Source organism: Rhodococcus sp. NPDC059179 (genome assembly GCF_042754885.1).
Taxonomy (GTDB): domain Bacteria; phylum Actinomycetota; class Actinomycetes; order Mycobacteriales; family Mycobacteriaceae; genus Rhodococcus_G.
The window spans coordinates 49803-71825 of sequence record NZ_JBHZBV010000007.1 but is presented as its reverse complement, the minus strand read 5'-3'; the positions used below and the strand labels follow the sequence as shown (position 1 = coordinate 71825).

The following is a 22023-nucleotide window of genomic DNA, read 5'->3' as shown; positions in this document are numbered from 1 at the left end:
TCCCGCTCCCGACCGGATTCGACAATGTCCAATTATCCCGCTGGTCAGGCCCATAAATCCAGCGGAATCGGGGACTGTCCGACCGGCCTGATTGGATGGTCGGATGGTGCACGCGGTCTGGTCCCCGGGATCGGGGCTGATGCTGTGGCGTGACGGCGGCGCCCCCGAGCCGGTCGACGGCGCCGACGAGCACCTGCCCGCGTCGCTGCGACGTGCCCTTGGCCGTAAGTTCCGGCATCGGGTCACCGTGTCGCTGCCGAACGGCGACGGCACCCTCGGTGAGGTGACGGTGCCCGCGCTCGCCCTGGCGCCGCCGACCGCTGCCGCGCTGCTACTCGACCTCCCCACGGGCGAGGTGGCCGGGATTCCCGGCGACCTCCGCTACCTCGCACACGTCGCAAGGGGAGTGCAGCGCTGGGTCCGGGCCGGTCGGGTCGTCCCGGATCTCGAACGCGCGGAGGGCCAGTGGTGGGTCCGGTGGCGGCTCGTCGGCGGCGATCGGCAGCGGGCCTGGCTCGCGGAGCTGGCGGCGGTGATGCCTGCGGTGCTCCGCGGATCCGGCGGGGCGCGAAAGGTCTTGGAGGATTTCGTCTTCGAGGTCACCGACCCGATCGTCCGAGACCTGCTCGGGGACCGGGGCAGCGAGCATCCGCTGCTCGCGGCGCTTGCGGCCGGTTCCCCATTCGCGCACGGTAGCCAGCAGATCGCCACGGACCTGCAACAGTGGCGGCAGAGCCTCACCGTGGACGAGCCGGAACTGGTCCTGCGGCTGCTCGAGCCGGAGGACGACGACGGGTCCGCATCCGACGAGGGCGCCCTCGTGCTCTGGCGGCTGGAGGTCTGCCTGCGGCCGGAGGGCGAGGCGCCCAGCCCGGTGCCGGTGCATCTGGGCGATCCCAAGGCGCTGACGGTCGGGGTGCGCAAGCTCGCCGAGGCCATGGCCGTCTACCCGATGCTCCGCGCGGTGCCGTCGGACCCGGACAGCCTGGACCTGCTGCTTCCGCTGGAGGTCGTCACCGACCTGGTCGCGCACGGCGCGCAGGAACTCGCCGAGGCAGGCGTCACACTGCTGCTGCCGCGCGCGTGGAGCGTGGTGGCCCCGTCGCTGCGCCTGCGCGTGAGCAGCCCGCCGGTGGCGGCGGACACCGAGGACCGCGCGGTCGGAATGAACCAGCTCGTCGCCTACAACTGGGAGCTCGCGCTCGGCGACATGGTGCTCACGCCCGCCGAGATGGCGCAGCTGACCCGGACCAAGACCGACCTGGTGCGGCTGCGCGGACAGTGGGTGCAGGCCGACAAGACCGCGCTAGCGCGGGCCGCCGAGTACGTCACCCGGCAGACCGACGGTGTCGAGACCACCCTGGCGGATCTGCTCGGCGAGCTCACCGCGCTGGAACCGCCGCCCGTCCCCGTCGAGGAGATCACCTCCACCGGTTGGGTTGCGGGACTGCTCGATTCGCATGCGCAGCAGACCAGCGTTCCGCCGCCGCCAGGGCTCGTGGCGCGGCTGCGGCCGTACCAGCGGCGGGGCCTGGACTGGCTCGCATTCATGAGTGACCTCGGCCTCGGCGCCGTACTTGCCGACGACATGGGCCTTGGCAAGACCGTGCAGCTGCTCGCCCTGCTCGCCCACGAACGGGCCGACGGGACGGATCATCGCGGCTCGGCGCGGGAGCAGGCTCCCACGTTGCTCGTCTGCCCCATGTCCGTGGTCGGGAACTGGCAGCGCGAGGCCGCGAGGTTCACGCCGGGGCTGCGGGTGCTCGTCCACCACGGCACCGACCGTCGCCGCGGCGAGGACCTGACCGCGATGGTGGCCGAGCACGACCTGGTGATCACCACCTATGCGCTGCTGGCCAGGGACGCGGCCGCCCTCGGCGAGCAGCGTTGGCGCCGCCTGGTGCTCGACGAGGCGCAGCACATCAAGAACTCGGGCACTGCCGTGGCGCGGGCGGCGCGGGCCATCCCCGCGGCCCACCGGCTCGCGCTGACCGGGACCCCCGTCGAGAACCGGCTCGACGAGCTGCGTTCCATCCTGGACTTCGTGAACCCGAGAATGCTCGGTAGCGCGCAGCAGTTCCGGGCCCGGTTCGCCGTCCCCATCGAACGCGAACACGACGAGGGCGCGTTGGCGCGGCTGCGGACCGTGACGTCGCCGTTCGTGCTGCGCCGGGTCAAGACCGATCCGGAGGTGATCTCCGACCTGCCGGAGAAGTTCGAGATGACGGTGCGCGCCAACCTGACCGCGGAGCAGGCCTCCCTCTACCGGGCGGTGCTCGACGACATGATGGACCGGATCAGGGACACCGAGGGCGCGGCCCGCAAGGGGGCGGTGCTCGCCGCCCTGACCCGGCTGAAACAGGTGTGCAATCACCCGGCGCACTTCCTCGGAGACGGCTCGCAGGTGCAGCGTCGCGGCAGGCACCGTTCCGGCAAGCTCGGCCTCGTCGAGGACATCCTGGAATCGGTGCTCGCGGACGGGGAACGCGCGCTGCTGTTCACCCAGTTCCGCGAGTTCGGCTCGCTCGTCGTGCCGTATCTGACCGAGCGGTTCGGCACCGAGGTGCCGTTCCTGCACGGTGGGGTCTCGCGGGCCAAGCGCGACGCGATGGTGGAACGGTTCCAGGGTGCGGACGACTCCGCGCCGCCGGTCATGCTGCTCTCGCTCAAGGCGGGCGGCACCGGGCTGAACCTCACCGCGGCCAATCACGTTGTGCACCTGGATCGCTGGTGGAACCCCGCGGTCGAGAACCAGGCCACCGATCGGGCCTTCCGGATCGGTCAGCGCCGCGACGTCCAGGTCCGCAAGCTGGTGTGCGTCGGCACCCTCGAGGAGCGGATCGACGCGATGCTGGCGAGCAAGATGGAACTGGCCGACCTCGCCGTCGGCACCGGCGAGAACTGGATCACCGAGATGTCCACCGACGAACTCCGCGAACTGATGATGCTCGGCGACGAGGCGGTGGGCGAATGAACAGGCCCCGTCCCGATTTCAGCCAGTTCGGCACGCCGCGGAAAGGACAAGGCGCGGCGGCCCGGTCGCGGCGCGGCGCGTTCGCCCAGTCCTGGTGGGGCCGCGCGCTGGTGACGTCGATGGAACAGGTCGCCGATGCCGGCCGGATCGCGCGCGGTCGCGGCCACGCCCGCACGGGACAGGTGATCAGCTACCGGATCGCGCCGGGGGCGGTGGTGGGCGAGGTGCAGGGCAGCCAGATCGACCCCTTCACCGCGACGTTCACCCTCCGCCCGCTCGACCCGGACGCCGTCGACGCGCTCATCGCCCGGGTCCGCTCGACGCCGGGCATGCTCGCCGCGCTCGCGTCCGGCACGGTGCCGATCGAGCTCGGGGATCTGTTGCTGCCCACCGAGTCCGGCGAACTGGACTTCGGGTGCACCTGCCCGGACCAGGGTTGGCCGTGCAAGCACGCGGCGGCCATCGTCTACCTCACCGCCGAGCGGTTGGACACCGATCCGCTGGTCATCCTGACCCTGCGCGGCCTCGACCTCGACACCCTGATCCGCTCGTTCGACTCGGACGGTGCCGACTCGGAGTCCGCGCCCGACCTCGACAACTTTTTCGGCGACCGAACCGACCTGCCGCCGCTGCCGAAGGTCGAGTTCCGCCCCGCCCCGGACGATCTCACGCCGGAGCCGCTGCGTCGGGCGCTGCGGGCGGGCGGGGTGGAGGAGCCGGTGGTGGCCGCCGCGCTCAGGGAGCTGACGGCCTACTACCGGATCCTGGGTGGCCGGTGACCCACCCCGTTCGACCGCGGTGGGTCAAGCGCCGTCGGCCTACCTCGGATCGCCGCGCCTGAACTGGTACTTTGTCGGCAGTGAACAACACAGCTCGTTCTTGACCCAGACCTTTCGCGATGATCGTGAGCAGCGCCTGCGTGCGCTGGTGATTCCGTGTGCCCCGAGTGGGAACCCGATGTCGGGTTCCCGGCTCCCGTCCCGTACTGGAATCGCCACTTGGAGCTCACTTGATCGTGTCATCGACACACACAGTCATGCCGTATCCGCGGCGCCCGTCCGCCCTCCGCCTCGATGAGCTGGAGGTTCTTCGGTGACCGCCGCGCAGGCACCGCTGCGACGCCAGGATCTGCGCGCGGATTGCGGACGTTGTTTCGCTCTGTGCTGCACCGCCTTCGGATTCTCCCGATCGGTGGATTTCGCCGAGGACAAGCCGGCCGGCTCGCCGTGTCGGAACCTCGGGCCGGATTTCTCCTGCACGGTCCATGACAGACTCCGCTCCCGAGGTTTCCGCGGCTGCACGGTCTTTGACTGTTTCGGTGCGGGACAAGCCGTATCGCAGCGGTTGTTCTCCGGGTTCAGCTGGCGCGAGCGTCCGAGTACGCAGCAACCCATGTTCTCGGCTTTCAAGATCATGAAGCAGCTACACGAGATGCTGTGGTACCTGTTCGAGGCGCAGGCACGCGCCTATGACCCGGACGCGAAACGCGAAGCCCACGAGCTCGCAGCCACCATCGGCGATATGACTCGCGGCGGCGTTGCCGAACTGGTCTCGGCGGATATGGAGGCCCTGCACTCCGCCGTCAGAGCAGTTCTCATGGACATCAGTGAGGAAGCTCGGGCTTCCTACTTCGCCGAAGCCGGCCATCTGGACCCGAGCCTCGCCCCCGGGTCGGACCTTGCCGGGACGAACCTGCGAGCACACAGACTGTGCGGCGCGGACCTGCGCGGCGCCTGCCTGATCGCCGCCGACCTGAGGGGAAGCGACCTCACCGCGGTCGACCTGCTGGGGGCGGATCTGCGTGATGCGAGGTTGGAGGGCGCCGATCTTTCCGCCGCGTTGTTCGTCACCCAGCCGCAGATCAACGCAGCCCGTGGTAGTGGCGAAACGCGTCTGCCTGCCGGTGTTTCCGCTCCTTCGCATTGGCGCGGGGTCGGCAACGAATAGTGTGCTGCGCCAACGGAAACGGCCCGGTCCCGCAACCCTTGGGGGGTAGTGGGCCGGGCCGCGTCGGCAGCGGCGTCTGGCCGCCGGGTGGCTACATCCGCTGCGAGGAGATGTTCCCGCCGTCGACGACCAGCTCGCTGGCCGTGATGTAGCTGGCCTCGTCGGACAGCATGAAGCGGACCGCTCGGCCGACCTCTTCCGGCCGGCCGAGGCGACCCATCAGGATGCGGCGCTCGAACGTGCCCTCGGGCAGCAGGTCGACGGTGGGCTGCAGCATCGGGGTGAGGATCTGGCCCGGCGAGACGCAGTTGATGCGGATGCCGTCCGGGCCGAGCCGGTCGGCGAGCGAGCGGACCACCGCGAGCATGCCGCCCTTCGCCGCGCTGTACACCGGGTTGATGGCGTTGCCGAGGTGCGCGTTGATCGAGGCGATGCCGACGATCGCCGAGCCCGGGTTGGCGGTGAAGTCGGGCAGCAGCTCCTTCGTCAGCAGCACAAGCGGACGCAGGTGGGTGTTGATGCCGAGGTCCCATACGTCCACGGTGACGCCCTCGAGCGAACCCTGGTCGACGACGCCCGCGGCGTGCACCAATCCGCCGATGTTCGGCAGCGCGGCGCGGGTGGTGGCCAGCGCGTCGGCATACAGGTCAGGGTCGCTCAGGTCGACGGCGACGCCGATCGCGTCGACGCCGAACTCGGCGGAGATGGCCTCGGCCTCGGTCTTGGCCTTCGCCTCGTTGAGGTCCCAGAGGGCGACCGGACGGCCGGCCTCGGCGAGGGAGCGGGCGGACGCGAGGCCGATGCCCGACGCGCCGCCGGTCACGATGACGGCGGTCGTGGGGGAGGGCTTGGTGGATTCAGACATGTCCCCAGCGTCTGCCTGCCAGGGGGCGCCCACAACCCCCGCGTCCCGCTCAGCGGCCTACAGACCCCGGGCCGGGGTGGTACCCGTCCGCGCCATCGCGGCGAACAGCGACGCGCGCATGGCCGCGGCCTGCTCGGGGGCGTAGTAGCCGACGTTGAGTGGGTTCGCCCGGTTGTGCATCTCGAGCGGGTCGTCGACCAGGTCGTACAGCTCGTACTGCGGCGGCACGACGCCCGCGGGATCGAAGTACGCCGAGTACTTCCATCGGGTGTCCCGGACACAGCGGATGTGATTGGGCTGCGTGACGATGAACTGACCGTTCGGGGTGGCGCAGTTCTGATCGTCGTAGGTGAACAGGATGCTGTCCTGCACCGTGGCGCTGGGATTGTCCGGGTGCGCGGCCGCGTCGGCCACCACCGGCGTCAGGTCCGTGCCGAGGAATCGCCACGCGGAGGGGTCCGCGCCCGCGAGGGTGGCCAGGGTGGGCACCACGTCGATGAGCGACGCCATGGCGTCGGTCTCGACCGGTTTCGGGAACAGCACTGGGTTGCTGATGACGAGGGGCACACGGAGCGTCTCCTCGTACGCGTTGAAGATCTTCTGGCGCAGGCCCCCGTGCGAGAGCCCCATCTCGCCGTGATCGGACATCCGGACGATCACCGTCCGGTCGCGCATTCCAGGCTCGGCTTCGAGCGCGTCGAGGACGGCGCCGATGTGGTCGTCGACCACCTTGTGCATGTAGGCGTAGAAGTTCACATAATTCTGCGCCGCCTCCGGGCCGATCAGCGGCCCGAGACCGGCGGCCAGCAGCAGCTGGGACTGGATCTGGGCGGTCGGCTTGTGATTGACGGCGAGCATCTCGTCGACGCTCGGCGGCAGCGAGATGCCCTGGTTGAACGCCTGTTCCGCCTCGGAACCGTAGTTGTCGCAGCTGTCGTTCAAGGCGTCCCACGTCTGCGGATACGCGAGGACGTCGTGCGGGTTGATGAACGAGACGATCAGCGCGAACGGCGCATCGCCGTCGGCGCCCTGGCCCCCGATGAACTCGACCGCGTCGTCCGCGATGCGTTGGTCGATATCGGAGCAGCCGCCACCGAAGTGGTCCGGATTGGTGTCCTGCCCGCCCTCGGGCGGTACCCAGCCCCGGAACCCGTAGGCGGCGATGTCGGCGCTGCTCGGGTCGCCGCCGGAGGCGCCCTTGCTCATGTGCCATTTGCCGCGGTAGTGGACGTTGTAGCCGGCCGACTCCAGCACCCGGGCCATGTTCTGCTCGCCGACCTGCAGTTGCGGTTCGGTGGGCGAGACAGTGCCGCCCTCGGTCAGGGTGGCGGTGACACCGTGCTGGGCCGGGTAGAGGCCGGTGAAAAACGTGCTGCGACTGGGGGAGCACATCGCGCTGTTGCAGAACGATCGGGTGAAGGTGAGCCCGCGGTCGGCGAGGCGTTTGCGGTTGGGCAGGTTTCGGTCCGCCCAGCCGGCAGGCCAGTGCATCGGGTGACGTTCCTGGTCGGTGATGATGACCACGATGTTCGGGCGTCTGAGGGGGATGCCGGACCCTTCCGCGGCCACCGCCTTCGGCCCCGCCGCGCCGATTCCCGCCATGCCCGCCGCGACGAGCGCGCCCGCCGCGCCGAGGAAAGTCCGGCGGGGGAAGGGTGATTCGGCCGAGCACTGCGCTGAGTCGATCGGGCACGGGGTCGATTCGATCTGGGGCTCCATCGGGCGATCTCCATCCTGAGACGAGAGAGTGCAACTGACGTTCTTGCCCATTCGCGCGCGCCCGGCGGCTGTCCGGCGGGCACCTGATGACCGTGATTGTTCTCCGCCGACGGCGTCCGCACCCCGGGTTTCGAATGATCTTGTGCGCGGCGGCCGGGGGTGGCGGCGGCGTCTCGCCTGGTCGTCGGCGCCACCCCTAGACATACATGGACATCCAACTATAGGATGGCAACATATCCGGAACTCCGAGCCGCGCGCCCCGTGGGATGCCACGCAGTGACGCGGGCATTCGCCCTAGTGAGAACAGGTCCAAGAAAATGGTTCAGGAACTTACCCACTTCATTGGCGGCAAGCGCGTCGCCGGTACCTCCGGCAAGTTCGGTGACGTCTTCGACCCGAACACCGGTCAGGTGCAGGCAAAGGTGCCGCTGGCCAGCAAGTCTGAGGTCGAGGCCGTTGTCGCCAACGCCGCCGAGGCTCAGTTCGAGTGGGCCCAGTTCAACCCGCAGAAGCGGGCCCGCGTGCTGATGAAGTTCGTCGCGCTCGTCAATGACGAGATGGACTCGCTCGCGGAACTGCTGTCCTCCGAGCACGGCAAGACCGTCCCCGACGCCAAGGGCGACATCCAGCGCGGCCTCGAGGTGATCGAGTTCGCCATCGGCATCCCGCACCTGCTCAAGGGCGAGTACACCGAGAGCGCAGGCACGGGCATCGATGTGTACTCGATGCGTCAGCCGCTCGGCGTCGTCGCAGGCATCACGCCGTTCAACTTCCCGGCCATGATCCCGCTGTGGAAGGCCGGCCCGGCCCTGGCCTGCGGCAACGCGTTTGTGCTCAAGCCGTCCGAGCGGGACCCCTCGGTGCCGCTCCGCTTCGCCGAGCTGTTCCTCGAGGCGGGCCTGCCGGCAGGCGTCTTCAACGTTGTCAACGGCGACAAGGAGGCCGTCGACGCGCTGCTGCACGATCCGCGGATCAAGGCGGTCGGCTTCGTCGGCTCCACCCCGATCGCGCAGTACATCTACGAGACCGCAACCGCGAACGGCAAGCGCGCGCAGTGCTTCGGTGGCGCGAAGAACCACGCCATCGTGATGCCCGACGCGGACCTCGACGACGTCGCGGACCAGCTGATCGGCGCCGGTTATGGTTCCGCCGGCCAGCGGTGCATGGCCATCTCCGTCGCCGTGCCGGTCGGCGAGGAGACCGCGGACAAGCTGGTCGAGAAGCTCACCGAGCGGGTGCACAAGCTCAACGTCGGCAAGTCCAACGAGAAGGGCGTCGACTTCGGCCCGCTCGTCAGCGCGGACGCGGTCAAGCGCGTCGTGGACTACACCCAGATCGCGGTCGACGAGGGCGCCGATGTGGTGGTCGACGGACGCGAGACGAAGATCGAGGGCGCAGGCGACGGATTCTTCACCGGCGCAACACTGCTCGACCGGGTCACCCCGGAGATGCGGGTCTACAAGGAAGAGATCTTCGGACCCGTGCTGCTCGTCGTCCGCGCGCACGACTACGAGGAGGCCCTCGCGCTGCCGTCGGACCACGAGTACGGGAACGGTGTCGCCATCTTCACCCGGGACGGAGACACCGCGCGTGACTTCGCCGGTCGCGTCGAGGTCGGCATGGTCGGCATCAACGTGCCGATCCCGGTCCCGATCGCGTACCACACCTTCGGCGGCTGGAAGGCCTCCGGTTTCGGGGACCTGAACCAGCACGGCCCGGATTCGATCCGCTTCTACACCAAGACCAAGACGGTGACGCAGCGCTGGCCTTCCGGCAAGAAGGAAGAAGCCGCGGACCACTTCGTCATCCCGACGATGGACTAGGACCGATCATGTTCACCCTGACCGATGACGAGCGGGCGATCAGTGACACCGCTCGGGACTTCGCCTCGGAATACCTGGCCCCCAATGCAATCGAGTGGGATCAGGCCAAACACTTTCCGGTGGACGTGCTGCGCAAGGCCGGCTCGCTCGGCATGGGTGGGATCTACATCCGCGAGGACGTCGGCGGGTCGGGACTCACCCGACTCGACGCCGTCCGCATCTTCGAGCAGCTTGCCAAGGGCTGCCCCTCCATCGCCGCCTACGTCTCCATCCACAACATGGTCACCTGGATGATCGACGCGTTCGGCACCGACGAGCAGCGCCACCAGTGGGTGCCCGGCCTGTGCGCCATGGACCAGCTCGGCAGCTACTGCCTGACCGAGCCGGGTGCCGGTTCCGACGCCGCGGCACTGAGCACCAAGGCCGTGCGGGACGGCGACGACTACCTGCTCACCGGGGTCAAGCAGTTCATCTCCGGCGCAGGCACCTCCGACGTCTATTTGGTGATGGCCAGGACCGGATCCGCAGGCGCCAAGGGCATCTCGGCATTCATCGTCCCGAAGGGCGCCGAGGGCCTGTCCTTCGGATCGAACGAGAAGAAGATGGGCTGGAACGCGCAGCCGACCCGTCAGGTGATCCTCGACGAGGTGCGGGTTCCCGCCGCCAACCTGCTCGGCCGGGAGGGCGACGGCTTCCGCATCGCGATGTCCGGTCTCAACGGCGGCCGGCTCAACATCGCGGCGTGCTCGGTCGGCGGCGGCCAGGCCGCGCTGCAGAAGGCGGTGCACCACCTGGCCGAGCGCAAGGCGTTCGGCTCGGCGTTGCTCGACTCGCAGGCGCTGCAGTTCCAGCTCGCGGACATGCGCACCGAACTCGAGGCCGCGCGCACCCTGCTGTGGCGGGCGGCGGCCGCACTCGACGCGGACGCGAACGACAAGGTCGAAATCTGCGCGATGGCAAAGCGATTCGCCACCGACACCGGATTCGACGTGGCAAACAAGGCACTACAGATGCACGGCGGGTACGGCTACCTGTCGGAGTACGGATTGGAGAAGATCGTGCGCGATCTGCGGGTCCACCAGATCCTCGAGGGCACCAACGAGATCATGCGGGTGGTCATCGCCCGCTCCGTCGTCGGATCGGCGGGCGCGGCGTGAACGCAGTGAGCGGAGCACATGGAACCAGCGGCGTGAGCGCGACCGAGGCGGAGGTGATCGTCGACAAGCGCGACGGCCTCGGCCTGCTCACCCTGAACCGGCCGAAGGCGATCAACGCGCTCAACCACTCGATGGTGCACCAACTCGCGGCCGCGTTGGCCGAGTGGTCCGGCGACGACGACGTGCGCGCGGTGGTGCTCACCGGCGCGGGGGAGCGCGGGCTCTGCGCGGGCGGGGACATCGTGTCGATCTACCACGACGCCCAGGACGGCGGCGACGGGTCGCGCGAGTTCTGGCGCGACGAGTACGTGCTCAACGCCGCGATCGCGAGCTATCCCAAGCCGTACGTCGCGATCATGGACGGCATCGTGATGGGCGGCGGCGTCGGGGTGTCCGCGCACGGCAGCGTCCGCATCGTCACCGAGCGCTCGATGATCGGGATGCCCGAGGCCGGAATCGGATTCGTGCTCGACGTCGGTGGCACCTATCTGCTCTCGCGGGCCCCCGGCGAGCTCGGCACCCACATCGCGCTCACCACCGCCCGGCTGACCGCGGGCGACGCCATCGCCTGCGGCCTCGCCGACCACTTCATTCCGTCCGGCCGACTGCCCGCCTTCCTGGCGGCGCTCGCCACCGAGCCCCTCGAGCGCACCCTCGCCGCGTTCACCGAGCCCGCGCCCGATTCGGCGCTGCTGGCGCAGCGGGGGTGGATCGGCGACGCCTACTCGGCGGACACGGTCGAGGAGATCGTCGCGCGGCTGCGGGACAGCGGAATACCCGCGGCCGCGGACGCCGCCGACCAGATCCTCACCAAGTCGCCCACCGCGGCGAAGGTGACCCTGCGCTCGCTGCGCCGCTCGCGCGACCTCGGCAGCCTCGAGGAGGTGCTGAACCAGGAGTACCGGGTGTCGTCGGCCTGCCTGCATTCGCACGACCTCGTCGAGGGCATCCGCGCGCAGGTGGTGGAGAAGGACCGCAATCCCGCCTGGTCTCCCGCCACCCTGGAGGAGGTCACCGAGGAGCAGGTCGATCGGTTCTTCGCCGGGCTGGGGGCATTCGAGCTCGGTCTCAGTCCGAGCGGAACCCCGCCCAGCTCACATACTCCCGGCAACACCCAGGAACTCAGCAGCATCGGGGAAGGAAAGTCATGAGCGCCGCAGCCAACCTCCGGATCGGTTTCATCGGTCTCGGTCACATGGGCGGCCCGATGGCCGCGAACCTGGCGAAGGCCGGATATCAGGTCAACGGCTTCGACCTGGTGCCTGCGGCGCTGGAGCAGGCGACCCGCGACGGCGTCACGGTCGTCGCCTCCGCCGCGGACGCGGCCGCCGGATCGGACGTCGTCATCACCATGCTGCCGAGCGGCAGACACGTGATCGGGCTGTACGAGGGCGGACTGCTCGAGGCCGCGGCCCAGGACACCCTGTTCATCGACTGCTCGACGATCGACGTCGCGGATGCCCGCCAGGCGCACGACCTCGCGGTCAAGGCGGGGCACCGCGGCATGGACGCCCCGGTCTCCGGCGGCGTGGCGGGCGCGACAGCGGGCACGCTGGCCTTCATGGTCGGCGCGGACGAGGCGGACTTCGAGTCGGCCCGCCCGCTGCTCGAGGTGATGGGCGGAAAGGTGGTGCACTGCGGCGGGTCCGGGGTCGGCCAGGCCGCGAAGATCTGTAACAACATGATCCTGGGCATCTCCATGATCGCGGTCAGCGAGGCGTTCGTGCTCGGCGAGAAGCTGGGCCTGAGCAACCAGGCATTGTTCGATGTGGCATCGAACGCGTCGGGTCAGTGCTGGGCGCTGACCAGCTACTGCCCGGTGCCGGGTCCGGTGCCGACCAGCCCGGCGAACAACGAGTATCAGGCCGGCTTCGCCGCGGCACTGATGGACAAGGATCTCGGCCTGGCCGCGAACGCCCTGCGCGGCAACGGTGTTCCGGGCGAGCTGGGCCTACGCGCCGCGGAGATCTACTCCCGGTTCCACGAGGAGACCGGCGGCACGCTGGACTTCTCCGCCATCATCAACGACATTCGTCGGCGTGCGAACGAGGAGAACGCGTGAGCGAGTTCGAGACCATCCTGCTCGAGCGCAAGGGCCGGGTCGGTGTCATCACCCTGAACCGGCCGAAGGCGCTCAACGCGCTCAATGCCCAGTTGATGGGCGAGGTGGTGGCCGCGGTCGCCGATCTCGAAGGCGATCCGGGTATCGGCGCGATCCTCATCACCGGGTCCGAGCGGGCCTTCGCCGCGGGCGCCGACATCAAGGAGATGGCGCCGAAGCCGTACATGGACATGTTTCTCGATGACTGGTTCGCGGCGTGGGATCGGCTCGCCTCGGCCCGCAAACCCACCATCGCCGCGGTCGCGGGCTACGCGTTGGGCGGCGGCTGCGAGCTGGCCATGCTCTGCGACATCATCCTCGCCGCGGACAACGCGAAGTTCGGCCAGCCGGAGATCAAGCTCGGGGTGATCCCGGGAATCGGTGGTTCGCAACGGTTGACGCGCGCGGTCGGCAAGGCGAAGGCGATGGACCTGTGCCTGACCGGACGCAACATGGACGCGCAGGAGGCGGAGCGGGCAGGCCTGGTCTCGCGGATCGTTCCAGCCGCCGACCTGCTCGATGAGGCGCTGAAGACGGCGACCACCATCGCCGAGATGTCACTGCCGATCGCGATGATGGCCAAGGAGAGCGTGAACCGGTCCTTCGAGACCACGCTCGCCGAGGGTGTCCGGTTCGAGCGCCGGGTGTTCCACTCGACGTTCGCGACCGCGGATCAGAAGGAAGGCATGGCGGCGTTCGTGGACAAGCGGGCACCGGAGTTCACCCACCGCTGAGTGTCACCAACCGCCGAGCCTCACCAACCGCTGAGCGCAGGACCTCGGCGCTGGGACGGCATTCCGGTGGCGGCGGCGAGGAGCACGGCTCCGCGCCCCGCCACCGATGCAGGTTCCGGCGGCGTGACCACCGGGATCCGCATCAGCGCCTCGAGTCTCGAGTGCAACGCCGGGGTGTGCGCGCCGCCGCCGAGCAACACGATCGCGGATGGGATCGACCCCGATTCGCGGATCATGCTGCGCAGCAAGGTCCCCGAGTGGGCGACGGCATCCGCCGACAGTCCGGCCAGGTCGTTGTTCGTCAGCACCTGGCATGCACCACTCTCCGGGTCCTTGGCCGTGACGATCCGTTCGAACCCGAGCTGCTCCTTGAGATCCCGGCACGCCGCCGGCTCGAGCCGGATCCCTCGGGCCGCCAGGTGCTGCTGAACCAGCCGATCGAACTGGTCGCCGCCGACCACCGCGCTGCGGCGAGATGCCAACACCTCGCCGGACACCGCGTCCGCAACGCAGGCCGCCAGGCCCGAGCTCCCGACGTCGTAGAGCAGGACCGACCCGCGGCGCGGCAACCGGCCGGTGAACCTCAGATACCGCAACTGGGCGGAGGTTTCGGGTACCACGCGGACGTGCTGCCGGGTGGTCGAGGCGGTCGCACTCTCCACTGCCCCTGGGTCGATGCCGGTCCGCAGGGTCACCGCGGTCGCGCCGATCACCGCGGCCCGCTCTACCGCGGTGGTGCGCAGGGTGCGGATCGCGGAGATGACGGGCTCGCCGATGGTCGTGCCCGGCCGACGCCGAACGTCGCAGCGCGCCACCGGGTCGTGGTGCGGGCGGTCCGAGAACGCCAGCACCGCACGGGCTCCACTAGCGCCCGCCGAAACGCCAAGAACCAGCACCTGTCGTCGCACTCCTTGCTCGTGATCAGCTCACCACTTGCTGGGTGCGTCCCCGGTGTCGAAGTCGCCCGCACTACGGCGGAGCTCCGCGAGAATCCGCACGAGGGTGTCGAGCTTATCGGCGGATAATCCGGGTTGAGCGAAGACCTGGGTGTTGAGCTGCTCGGTGGCCGTGAGGGCCAAATCGCGGCCGGCCTGGGTGATTTCGATCAGGGTAGCGCGACGGTCGCTCGGATGCGGCACCCGGCGAACGAGTTTCGCGGATTCGAGCCGATCGACCGCATTGGTGACGCTGGTCGGGTGGACCTGGAGGCGCGCGCTGGCCTTCGCCATAGGCAGTGCGCCGGTACGGGTGAAGGTGAGCAGCGTCAGCAGTTCGTACCGGGAGAAGGTGAGCCCGGTCGGCTTGAGCACCTCTTCGACGCGGGCCATCATGATCTGCTGCGCGCGCATCAGCGAGGTCACCGCGGCCATGCCGTCCGCGACGTCGCCCCAGCCGTGCTTCTCCCATTGGCGATGGGCCTCCTCGATCGGATCGAGTGGGAGCGGTGACGAAGGCGGCATGCCCGCCATCATCCCACGAAGCGGCCCCGCCGCCCGTGCACGCGTCTCACCCCAGCTGGGGTGAAAACCACGCACGGTTCGCTGACGCGGGCTGCGCGCCGCTCAGGGCGCCGTCGGCGTCAGATGGCCGGTCAGGCGGTCGGCCCGCAGTCGCAACAGGTGGTCGGCGCGTTCGGGATGGGTGAAGATCCAGAAGTCCCCGGCGGCGAGGCCGTCGAACAGCGTGTCCGCGGCGGCCTCCGGGGTCACCCCGTTCTCGCGCAGGAAGGCATCCATCCGGTCCCGGGTCGCGGCGCCCGCCGAACCGTCGGACCCGGCGGATGCGTAGATCGCGGTGTGGACCGGCCCGGGCAGTAGGGCGGCGACCGTGATCGGCGCCTGCTCTGCGGCCAGTTCGATCGCCAGGCACTCCGTCATCGCCAGCGCCGCGTGCTTGCTGGCGCAGTAGCTGGCCTGGGCGGGCAAGGAGGTCACAGCGCCGATCGAGGCGGTGTTGACGATGTGGGCGGCGGACCCGGCCGCCAGCATGCGCGGGACGAACGCGCGAATCCCGTGGAACACCCCGGAGACGTTGACGTCCATCACCCGGCCGAAGGTGCCGGGGGAGAGCTCCCACAGCCGCCCGGTCCCCTCGACGCCTGCGTTGTTGACCAGCAGGCGCACGGGGCCGAAGGCCTCGTACGCGGTCGCGGCGAGGCGCTCGACGTCATCGGGGTCGGTGACATCGCAGCGCACGGCGAGCACCTCGGTGCCGGTCGCGGTGATCCCGTGCGCGACCTCGTCGAGCCGGTCGCTGTCGAAGTCGGCCAGTACCACGCGCATTCCGAGTCCGGCGGCCCGTCGGGCGATGGCCGCGCCGATGCCGGAGGCCGCGCCCGTGACGACTGCGGTCGTGCCCGTCAGGTCCCGCAAGTCGAAGGCAGTCATCACCGCACGGTAGAGGCGGGGGGCTCGGCCCGGCACCTCCCGTTCCCTGTGAGCGGGAGCCGGCGCCGGGGACGGGCGACCGCTGGCGGTAGCGTCGGCGCCGAAGGAGTGAGACTTGACCCAGCCGCACACACCCTGGCGCCAGCACCTGCTGATCCATTTGGTGTTCTTCCTGATGGGAGCCGAGCTCTTCCTGGCCTCCCCGCTGCTGCCGACCATGTCGGCGGACTTCGGAACCACCATCGCGAGCACCGCCTGGGTCGTCACCACCTTCGGGGTGGCCTACGCGATCGCGAGCCCGCTGCTGGGGGCGCTCACCGAACACCTCCCGCGCAGGCGGGTGATCCTCGCCGGGCTGGCGGTGTTCACGACGGGGGAGACGCTGTGCGCGCTGGCCCCGAACCTCGGTTGGCTGCTCGCGGCCCGGGCGATCAGCGGCGTCGGCGGGGCGCTGATCGGGCCCGCGATGTGGGCGTACCTGGCCGAGACCTCGGTGCCGATGGAACGGGGCCGGGCGATCGCGCGGGGCGCCGCGGCGTACGCGGGCGGCCAGATCGTCGGAGTGCCCCTGGCGACGTTCGTCGCGGCCGGGTCGAGCTGGCGGCTGGCCTTCGCCGCCATCGCCGCAGGCCTGACGGTGGCAGGCACGCTGATCGCGCTGCGGCTGCGGGAATCGGCGCGCGCCATCGGGATTCACGACCGGGGCGCGCTGGCGGCGCTGCGGTCGTCCTTCGCGCTGTGGCGGGGCGGGGTGTTCCGGCTGATCATGGCCGGCAACTTCTTCGTCCAGGCCGCGCGGCTCGGGACCTATGCGTATGCGGGCGCGCTGTTCGCGACGAAGTTCGGGTTCGCGACCGGTGTGCTCGGCCTCGTCGGCGCACTCGTGGGCCTCGGGTCGCTGATCGGCTCACTGGTGGCCGGACCGCTGGTGGACCGCTGGCGCTCGCGCGGGCGGCACGAGCCGGTGCTCTGTGTCGGCTGGGGTCTGGTCCTCGCGGCGGCCTTGGGTGTCGCCACCACCGCGGACAGCTGGCAGCTGTGCCTGGCCGGCTTCGTGGCCGCCTTCTTCGCGGGCACGGCCTTCTTCAGCACCGCGCAGGTGTACCTGACCACGGTGTTGGCCGAGCGCCGCGCGCCCGCGGTGTCCTGGAACAACTCGGTGCTCTACATCGGCACCGGTGCGGGCACCACGGCGCTGGGCGTCGCGACGCTCGGCGGCACCGCGTTCGCGATCTGCTCGGTGGCGTTCGCGTTGCTGGCGGCGGGGTTCAGTGCGCTGTTGGCGCTGCGCCGCCCAGCGGTGGCCGACTGAGAATCATCGTGAGCCAAACCCTGGTCGGATGGACCGCGGGTCGGCAGAGTGTCCTATCGATGCGGGTGTGGCTGAGTGGCTAGGCACCGGCCTGCAAAGCCGTTCACACGGGTTCGAATCCCGTCATCCGCTCGACGAGCCCGGCAGGTGGCCACCTGCCGGGCTTGAGCCTCCGCGGATCAGCCGACTGTCGGCGGCTGATCGACGGTTTGTGCGAGGTAGAGCTGCTCGCCGAGCTTGTCGATCAGCTCGAGCTGGGTCTCGAGGTAGTCGACGTGGTCCTCTTCCTCGGCGAGGATTCTCTCGAAGAGGCCGGCACTGGTGTGATCGCCCTTCTCGCGGCACATCGTGATGCCGGGACGGAGGCGCTCCACCACCTCGACCTCGACGGCGAGGTCAGAGACGAACTGCTCCCGAATGGTCTGTCCGATACGCAGCGGCAGCAGCCGCTGATAGTTGGGCAGGGCCTCGAGCATGAGGATCCGGTCGGTGAGCAGCTCCGCGTGCTGCATCTCCTCGAAGGACTCCTGCCGAGTCTTTTCCGCGAGCTTGGTCAGACCCCAATTGGCCTGCATCTTGGAGTGCAGGAAGTACTGATTGATCGCTGTGAGTTCACTGGTCAATTGCTCGTTGAGAAGGGCAATGACCTCATCGTCGCCGCGCATGACACCTCCGGTGGGGGTGGGCTGAACACTAGACTCAGCCTAACCCTCACCGGGTGAGTTCACTCGGTGTATTTGTGCGCATTTTGCGACTAGGCGCTGATCGCTTCTTCCTCGCATTCGCCGACGGTGGCGTAGTGCTGCTCGATCATCGACTTGATCCGATCGCGGCACATCCCGCAACCGCGCCCGCGCCCCGCGCCGCAGCCAAGCGCGACGTGCTTGGCGGTGCGAGCCCCCGCAGAGATGCATTGCTGCACGTGTTCTTCGGTGGCTGCTTCGCAAACGCAGACGTACATGTCGTGATCCTCCAGCGCTACTTCCTCAGGGAAGGCTACACTAAGGATCGGCAGTTGAAAAGGGTAGGCTAACCCAACTTTTTGATCTTGATCGGGGGTCGATCAGGGCCCGCCGCCGCAGGCGCGGGTGTACGTTGCTGAGGCAATCCTCATCGGGGATTCCCGGTGGTCACAGCGGCCGAAGGGCACCGTCATGGCAGCAGGATGGAAGACGATCGCGGGCGCGGCGTTTCTGGCATCGACCCTGGTGGGCCTCGCCGCCTGCTCGAACGGCTCGGACCCCGGATCCCCGGCGAACACGCCCGAGCAGATCACCGTCTACAACGCCCAGCACGAATCGCTTACCCAGGAATGGGTGGACGGGTTCACTGCGGAGACCGGGATCGAGGTGAACCTGCGCAACGGGAGCGACACCGAGCTCGGCAACCAGATCGTCGCCGAGGGCGGGGCCTCCCCGGCGGACGTGTTCCTCACCGAGAACTCTCCCGCGATGGCGCTCGTCGAGAACGCGGGTCTGTTGGCCGACGTCGATCCCGACACCCTCGCGCAGGTACCCGAGCAGTTCCGGCCGTCCACCGGGAAGTGGACGGGGATCGCGGCCCGCTCGACGGTCTTCGTCTACAACAAGGACAAGCTGCCGCAGGACCAGCTGCCGAAATCTCTCCTCGACCTGCAGGACCCGAGCTGGAAGGGGCGCTGGGCCGCCTCGCCCTCTGGCGCCGACTTCCAGGCCATCGTCAGCGCGCTGCTCGAGCTCAGGGGAGAGGACGCGACGAGGGCCTGGCTGGCAGGCATGAAGGAGAACGCCGTCCCCTACAAGGGCAACAGCACCGTCATGAAGGCCGTCAACGCGGGCGAGGTGCCCGGCGGGATCATCTACCAGTACTACTGGTTCGGCGACCAGGCCAAGACCGGTGAGAACAGCGCCAACACCGCGCTGCACTACTTCAAGAACGAGGACCCGGGCGCGTTCGTCAGCGTGTCCGGCGGCGGCGTGCTCGAGTCGAGCAACAAGGCCGTTGCCGCGCAGCAGTTCCTGAGGTTCGTGACCGGAAAGTCCGGGCAGGAGGTCCTGCAGACGGGCGATTCGTTCGAGTACACGGTCGGTAGCGACGTCCCGTCGAATCCGGCGCTGGTGCCGCTCGCGGACCTGCAGGCCCCGACCGTCGATCCGTCGAAGCTCAACAGCCAGAAGGTCACCGAGCTGATGACCGAGGCCGGGCTTCTCTAGTGCGATGATCGCTCCCGCGCTCTCGCGCCCCCGGTACCGGCGAGCGGAGCGACGGAGGCTGCCGCCGGCCGTCGCGGCGGTGGTCGCGGTGCTGGTCGCGATCACCCTCATCCCGCTCGGCTATGTCATCGCCACCACCATCGCCACCGGCTGGGCGACGGCGTCCGCGTTGATCTTTCGGCCCCGGGTCGGGGAGCTGCTGCGCAACACCGTCGCGCTCGTGGTCCTCACCGTGCCGATCTGCGTGGCAATCGGGGTGGGCGCCGCCTGGGTCGTCGAGCGCACCACGGTGTTCGGAGGCCGGTTCTGGGCCCCGGTCCTGGCCGCCCCGCTCGCGGTGCCCGCGTTCGTCAACAGCTACGCCTGGGTGAGCGTGATCCCGTCGCTGCACGGGCTGTGGTCCGGGGTGCTGATCGCGACGCTGTCCTACTTCCCGCTGGTCGCGCTGCCCGTCGCGGCGACGCTTCGGCGGCTCGACGCCGGGGTCGAGGAGTCGGCGAGTGCGCTCGGGGCCGGGCCGTACCGGGTGTTCTTCCAGGTGGTCGTGCCGCAGCTGCGGTTACCGGTCCTCGGTGGCGGATTGCTGATCGGGTTGCATCTGCTCGCGGAGTACGGGGCGTTCGCGATGCTCCGCTTCGACACCTTCACCACCGCGATCTTCGAGCAGTTCCAGTCGACCTTCGACGGCGCGGCAGGCAGCATGCTCGCGAGCGTGCTGGTGCTGTGCTGCCTGGTTCTGCTCACCGCGGAGGCCACGGCCAGGGGCTCGGCCCGGTACGCGCGGCTGGGCTCCGGTGCGCCCAGGCGGCCGGACCGAATTCGGTTGCGGTGGAGCGCAGTTCCCGCCGCACTCGGGTTGGCGGCGCTCACGGTGGCCGCTCTCGGGGTCCCGCTGTGGACCATCGCGCGCTGGCTGCGGATCGGCGGCGCGGACGTCTGGCGGACGGGCGCGCTGTGGCAGGCGTTGACGCAGACCCTCGTCTTCGGCCTGCTCGGCGCCGCGGTGACCACCGCGCTGGCGTTCCCCGTGGCCTGGATCGCGGTCCGGCGCCCCGGGGTGTTCAGCAGGATCGTCGAGGGCTGCAACTACGTGACGAGCTCGCTGCCGGGGATCGTCACCGCACTCGCGTTGATCACCGTCACCATCCGCTATGCCAATCCGCTCTACCAGACCGTGGTCGTGGTGATCGCCGCCTACGTGTTGATGTTCCTGCCCCGGGCGCTGGTGTCGCTGCGTTCGGGTCTCGCGCAGGTCCCGGTCGGACTGGAGGAGGCGTCGGCCGCGCTCGGGTGCTCGCAGGCGAGCACGTTTGTGCGGGTGACATTGCGCTTGACGGCCCCCGCGGCCGCGGCGGGCGCCGCGCTGGTGTTCATGGCGATCGTGACGGAACTGACCGCCACGCTCCTGCTCGCGCCCAACGGAACCCGGACGCTCTCGACCCGGTTCTGGTCGCTGACCAGTGAACTCGACTACGCAGCCGCGGCGCCCTTCGCGCTGGCGATGGTCCTGCTGGCGCTGCCCATGACATATCTGCTGCTGCGTCAGTCCCAGAAGGCGGCCGGGCTGTGAGCGAGGTGGAGATCGAATCCGTGTCGAAGTCCTACGGCCCGACGGTGGTGTTGGACGGGGTGAGCCTGCGCGTCGAACGCGGCACGACCACGGCGGTCGTCGGCTCGTCGGGCTGCGGGAAGACCACCCTGCTGCGCGTCATCGCGGGGTTCGACGGGCCCGACGCAGGCACGGTCGCCATCGCGGGGTCGCTGGTCGCGCGGCCCGGCCGGGTCATGCCCGCGCACCGTCGCCGGGTCGGATACGTGGCCCAGGACGGCGCGTTGTTCCCGCACCTCACCGTCTCGGGGAACATCGGATTCGGACTGCGCGGCACGCGATTTCGGGACCGGGCTGGTTCCCGCCGGAGGGTCGCCGAGCTGTTGGAGATGGTCTCGCTCGACGAGTCCTATGCGCGGCGGCGGCCGCACGAGCTGTCCGGCGGGCAGCAGCAGCGGGTGGCGCTGGCCCGCGCGCTCGCGCGGGAACCCGAGGTGATGCTGCTCGACGAGCCGTTCAGTGCGCTCGATGCGGGGCTTCGGGCCTCGACCCGGAAGTCGGTGGCGGGCACGCTCGGAGCGGCGGGGGTCACGACGATCCTGGTGACCCACGACCAGGAGGAGGCCCTCTCCTTCGCCGGGCAGGTCGCGGTGATGCGGTCCGGCCGGTTCACCCAGGTCGGGGCGCCCGAGCAGGTGTACCACCGTCCGGTGGACATCTTCACTGCCGAGTTCCTCGGCGAGTGTGTCCTGCTGTCCGCCGTCGTCGCCGGGGGCGTCGCGGAGTGTGCGCTCGGCCGTATCCCGGTGCGGGAGAGGTCGTTCGAGGGTCCGGCCCGGGCACTGCTCCGCCCCGAGCAGATCGTGGCGTCGGACCTGGGGTCGGAGTCCGACGGGCGCAAGACGGGCACCGTAACGGCGACCGAGTTCCTGGGCTCGCAGGCACTGCTCGACATCACCCTCAACTCCTCGCCGACCCACATCAGGGTCCGTCAGGCCGGCACCCGCACCCCGGCGGTCGGCGCGCTGGTGGCCATCGAGGTGCTGGGGGAGGCGGGTGTTTTTCCGGTCGGCGAACTCTGAGGACCGGATCCACCAATGCTGTGCACTGCCTTGTGGAGAATGCAGTCGACTTCTGAAACTGACAGGCGGCACGAGTGGTCTTCATAGGCCGTGGCGTACTTGGATTTGACCAACTCTTTAGCTATGGTCGCGTTTCACGGCCTCAACCCAGGGGCTGTGAGGTGGCGATGCCGAGCGGGGC

At 69.4% G+C, this 22023-nt stretch carries 19 protein-coding genes and 1 tRNA gene; 13 read left to right on the top strand and 7 right to left on the bottom strand.

The features are described 5' to 3' along the window. Positions 1-103: 103 nt before the first annotated feature. The 3 genes from ACFXMV_RS15530 to ACFXMV_RS15520 all read left to right on the top strand — a co-directional run bounded on the left by ACFXMV_RS15530 (position 104) and on the right by ACFXMV_RS15520 (position 4921). Positions 104-2974 carry a DEAD/DEAH box helicase gene (locus ACFXMV_RS15530; protein ID WP_378503069.1) on the top strand — a complete coding sequence of 957 codons (2871 nt, stop codon included), beginning with the start codon at positions 104-106 and terminating at the stop codon, positions 2972-2974. After that, positions 2971-3753, top strand: coding sequence for an SWIM zinc finger family protein (locus tag ACFXMV_RS15525; RefSeq protein ID WP_378501040.1), 783 nt, complete (start codon positions 2971-2973; stop codon positions 3751-3753). Before ACFXMV_RS15530 ends, ACFXMV_RS15525 begins: the two co-directional genes overlap by 4 nt. Positions 3754-4066: 313 nt before the next feature. Next, positions 4067-4921, top strand: a complete 855-nt coding sequence (locus tag ACFXMV_RS15520) for a pentapeptide repeat-containing protein (RefSeq protein WP_378501041.1) — start codon at positions 4067-4069, stop codon at positions 4919-4921. Between the two features lie 91 nt (positions 4922-5012). On the opposite strand, the gene ACFXMV_RS15515 is transcribed toward ACFXMV_RS15520, so the two are convergent. Continuing rightward, the gene (locus ACFXMV_RS15515; RefSeq protein WP_378501042.1) at positions 5013-5786 is read right to left on the bottom strand and encodes an SDR family NAD(P)-dependent oxidoreductase; all 774 of its coding nucleotides are present in this window, start codon (positions 5784-5786) and stop codon (positions 5013-5015) included. 57 nt (positions 5787-5843) lie between these two features. After that, positions 5844-7505: a sulfatase-like hydrolase/transferase gene (locus tag ACFXMV_RS15510; protein ID WP_378501043.1), complete on the bottom strand. Its 1662-nt coding sequence runs from the start codon at positions 7503-7505 to the stop codon at positions 5844-5846. A gap of 317 nt (positions 7506-7822) precedes the next feature. Here ACFXMV_RS15510 and ACFXMV_RS15505 point away from each other — a divergent pair, with 317 nt between their 5' ends. The 5 genes from ACFXMV_RS15505 to ACFXMV_RS15485 are packed head-to-tail and all read left to right on the top strand — an operon-like array spanning position 7823 to position 13320. After that, on the top strand, positions 7823-9328 hold the full coding sequence (locus ACFXMV_RS15505) for a CoA-acylating methylmalonate-semialdehyde dehydrogenase (protein ID WP_378500025.1): 1506 nt from the start codon (positions 7823-7825) through the stop codon (positions 9326-9328). Positions 9329-9336: 8 nt separating this feature from the next. Further along, positions 9337-10485, top strand: a complete 1149-nt coding sequence (locus tag ACFXMV_RS15500) for an acyl-CoA dehydrogenase family protein (protein WP_378500024.1) — start codon at positions 9337-9339, stop codon at positions 10483-10485. Positions 10486-10517: 32 nt separating this feature from the next. Continuing rightward, a complete protein-coding gene (locus ACFXMV_RS15495; RefSeq protein WP_378500023.1) occupies positions 10518-11636 on the top strand; it encodes an enoyl-CoA hydratase/isomerase family protein in 1119 nt (372 codons plus the stop codon). Continuing rightward, positions 11633-12547 carry a 3-hydroxyisobutyrate dehydrogenase gene (gene mmsB, locus ACFXMV_RS15490; RefSeq protein WP_378500022.1) on the top strand — a complete coding sequence of 305 codons (915 nt, stop codon included), beginning with the start codon at positions 11633-11635 and terminating at the stop codon, positions 12545-12547. Before ACFXMV_RS15495 ends, mmsB begins: the two co-directional genes overlap by 4 nt. Beyond that, positions 12544-13320: an enoyl-CoA hydratase gene (locus ACFXMV_RS15485; protein WP_378500021.1), complete on the top strand. Its 777-nt coding sequence runs from the start codon at positions 12544-12546 to the stop codon at positions 13318-13320. The genes mmsB and ACFXMV_RS15485 overlap by 4 nt, the downstream gene beginning before the upstream one ends. A 20-nt stretch (positions 13321-13340) precedes the next feature. On the opposite strand, the gene ACFXMV_RS15480 is transcribed toward ACFXMV_RS15485, so the two are convergent. The 3 genes from ACFXMV_RS15480 to ACFXMV_RS15470 form a co-directional block, all read right to left on the bottom strand. After that, positions 13341-14171, bottom strand: a complete 831-nt coding sequence (locus tag ACFXMV_RS15480) for a hypothetical protein (protein WP_378503070.1) — start codon at positions 14169-14171, stop codon at positions 13341-13343. Positions 14172-14246: 75 nt separating this feature from the next. Then, the gene (locus ACFXMV_RS15475) at positions 14247-14780 is read right to left on the bottom strand and encodes a MarR family winged helix-turn-helix transcriptional regulator (RefSeq protein WP_378406672.1); all 534 of its coding nucleotides are present in this window, start codon (positions 14778-14780) and stop codon (positions 14247-14249) included. Between the two features lie 102 nt (positions 14781-14882). Then, positions 14883-15707, bottom strand: coding sequence for an SDR family NAD(P)-dependent oxidoreductase (locus ACFXMV_RS15470; RefSeq protein WP_378500019.1), 825 nt, complete (start codon positions 15705-15707; stop codon positions 14883-14885). 115 nt (positions 15708-15822) lie between these two features. Between ACFXMV_RS15470 and ACFXMV_RS15465 the strand changes: the two genes are divergently transcribed. Both ACFXMV_RS15465 and ACFXMV_RS15460 read left to right on the top strand, forming a co-directional pair. Then, positions 15823-17019, top strand: coding sequence for an MFS transporter (locus ACFXMV_RS15465; protein WP_378500018.1), 1197 nt, complete (start codon positions 15823-15825; stop codon positions 17017-17019). Between the two features lie 61 nt (positions 17020-17080). Next, positions 17081-17151: transfer RNA gene (locus ACFXMV_RS15460), tRNA-Cys, on the top strand. A 47-nt stretch (positions 17152-17198) separates the two neighbouring features. Here ACFXMV_RS15460 and bfr read toward each other — a convergent pair. Further along, on the bottom strand, positions 17199-17684 hold the full coding sequence (bfr, locus tag ACFXMV_RS15455; protein WP_378503071.1) for a bacterioferritin: 486 nt from the start codon (positions 17682-17684) through the stop codon (positions 17199-17201). 89 nt (positions 17685-17773) lie between these two features. Then, positions 17774-17980, bottom strand: a complete 207-nt coding sequence (locus ACFXMV_RS15450) for a (2Fe-2S)-binding protein (protein ID WP_378501574.1) — start codon at positions 17978-17980, stop codon at positions 17774-17776. A gap of 193 nt (positions 17981-18173) precedes the next feature. Between ACFXMV_RS15450 and ACFXMV_RS15445 the strand changes: the two genes are divergently transcribed. Genes ACFXMV_RS15445 through ACFXMV_RS15435 form a run of 3 tightly spaced genes read left to right on the top strand, consistent with a single transcriptional unit; the run spans position 18174 to position 21842 of the window. Further along, on the top strand, positions 18174-19211 hold the full coding sequence (locus ACFXMV_RS15445; protein WP_378501575.1) for an iron ABC transporter substrate-binding protein: 1038 nt from the start codon (positions 18174-18176) through the stop codon (positions 19209-19211). A gap of 4 nt (positions 19212-19215) precedes the next feature. After that, on the top strand, positions 19216-20781 hold the full coding sequence (locus ACFXMV_RS15440; protein WP_378501576.1) for an ABC transporter permease: 1566 nt from the start codon (positions 19216-19218) through the stop codon (positions 20779-20781). Next, positions 20778-21842: an ABC transporter ATP-binding protein gene (locus ACFXMV_RS15435; protein WP_378503072.1), complete on the top strand. Its 1065-nt coding sequence runs from the start codon at positions 20778-20780 to the stop codon at positions 21840-21842. Before ACFXMV_RS15440 ends, ACFXMV_RS15435 begins: the two co-directional genes overlap by 4 nt. Positions 21843-22023: the final 181 nt, after the last annotated feature.

Bases quoted from the DNA above. Each gene is read 5' to 3' on its own strand.
- ACFXMV_RS15510 (WP_378501043.1), bottom strand. From the start codon at position 7,505: ATGGAGCCCCAGATCGAATCGACCCCGTGCCCGATCGACTCAGCGCAG.
- ACFXMV_RS15440 (WP_378501576.1), top strand. From the start codon at position 19,216: ATGATCGCTCCCGCGCTCTCGCGCCCCCGGTACCGGCGAGCGGAGCGA.
- ACFXMV_RS15530 (WP_378503069.1), top strand. From the start codon at position 104: ATGGTGCACGCGGTCTGGTCCCCGGGATCGGGGCTGATGCTGTGGCGT.
- ACFXMV_RS15475 (WP_378406672.1), bottom strand. From the start codon at position 14,780: ATGCCGCCTTCGTCACCGCTCCCACTCGATCCGATCGAGGAGGCCCAT.
- ACFXMV_RS15500 (WP_378500024.1), top strand. From the start codon at position 9,337: ATGTTCACCCTGACCGATGACGAGCGGGCGATCAGTGACACCGCTCGG.
- ACFXMV_RS15525 (WP_378501040.1), top strand. From the start codon at position 2,971: ATGAACAGGCCCCGTCCCGATTTCAGCCAGTTCGGCACGCCGCGGAAA.
- ACFXMV_RS15445 (WP_378501575.1), top strand. From the start codon at position 18,174: ATGGCAGCAGGATGGAAGACGATCGCGGGCGCGGCGTTTCTGGCATCG.
- ACFXMV_RS15470 (WP_378500019.1), bottom strand. From the start codon at position 15,707: ATGACTGCCTTCGACTTGCGGGACCTGACGGGCACGACCGCAGTCGTC.
- ACFXMV_RS15505 (WP_378500025.1), top strand. From the start codon at position 7,823: ATGGTTCAGGAACTTACCCACTTCATTGGCGGCAAGCGCGTCGCCGGT.
- ACFXMV_RS15515 (WP_378501042.1), bottom strand. From the start codon at position 5,786: ATGTCTGAATCCACCAAGCCCTCCCCCACGACCGCCGTCATCGTGACC.
- ACFXMV_RS15450 (WP_378501574.1), bottom strand. From the start codon at position 17,980: ATGTACGTCTGCGTTTGCGAAGCAGCCACCGAAGAACACGTGCAGCAA.
- bfr (WP_378503071.1), bottom strand. From the start codon at position 17,684: ATGCGCGGCGACGATGAGGTCATTGCCCTTCTCAACGAGCAATTGACC.
- mmsB (WP_378500022.1), top strand. From the start codon at position 11,633: ATGAGCGCCGCAGCCAACCTCCGGATCGGTTTCATCGGTCTCGGTCAC.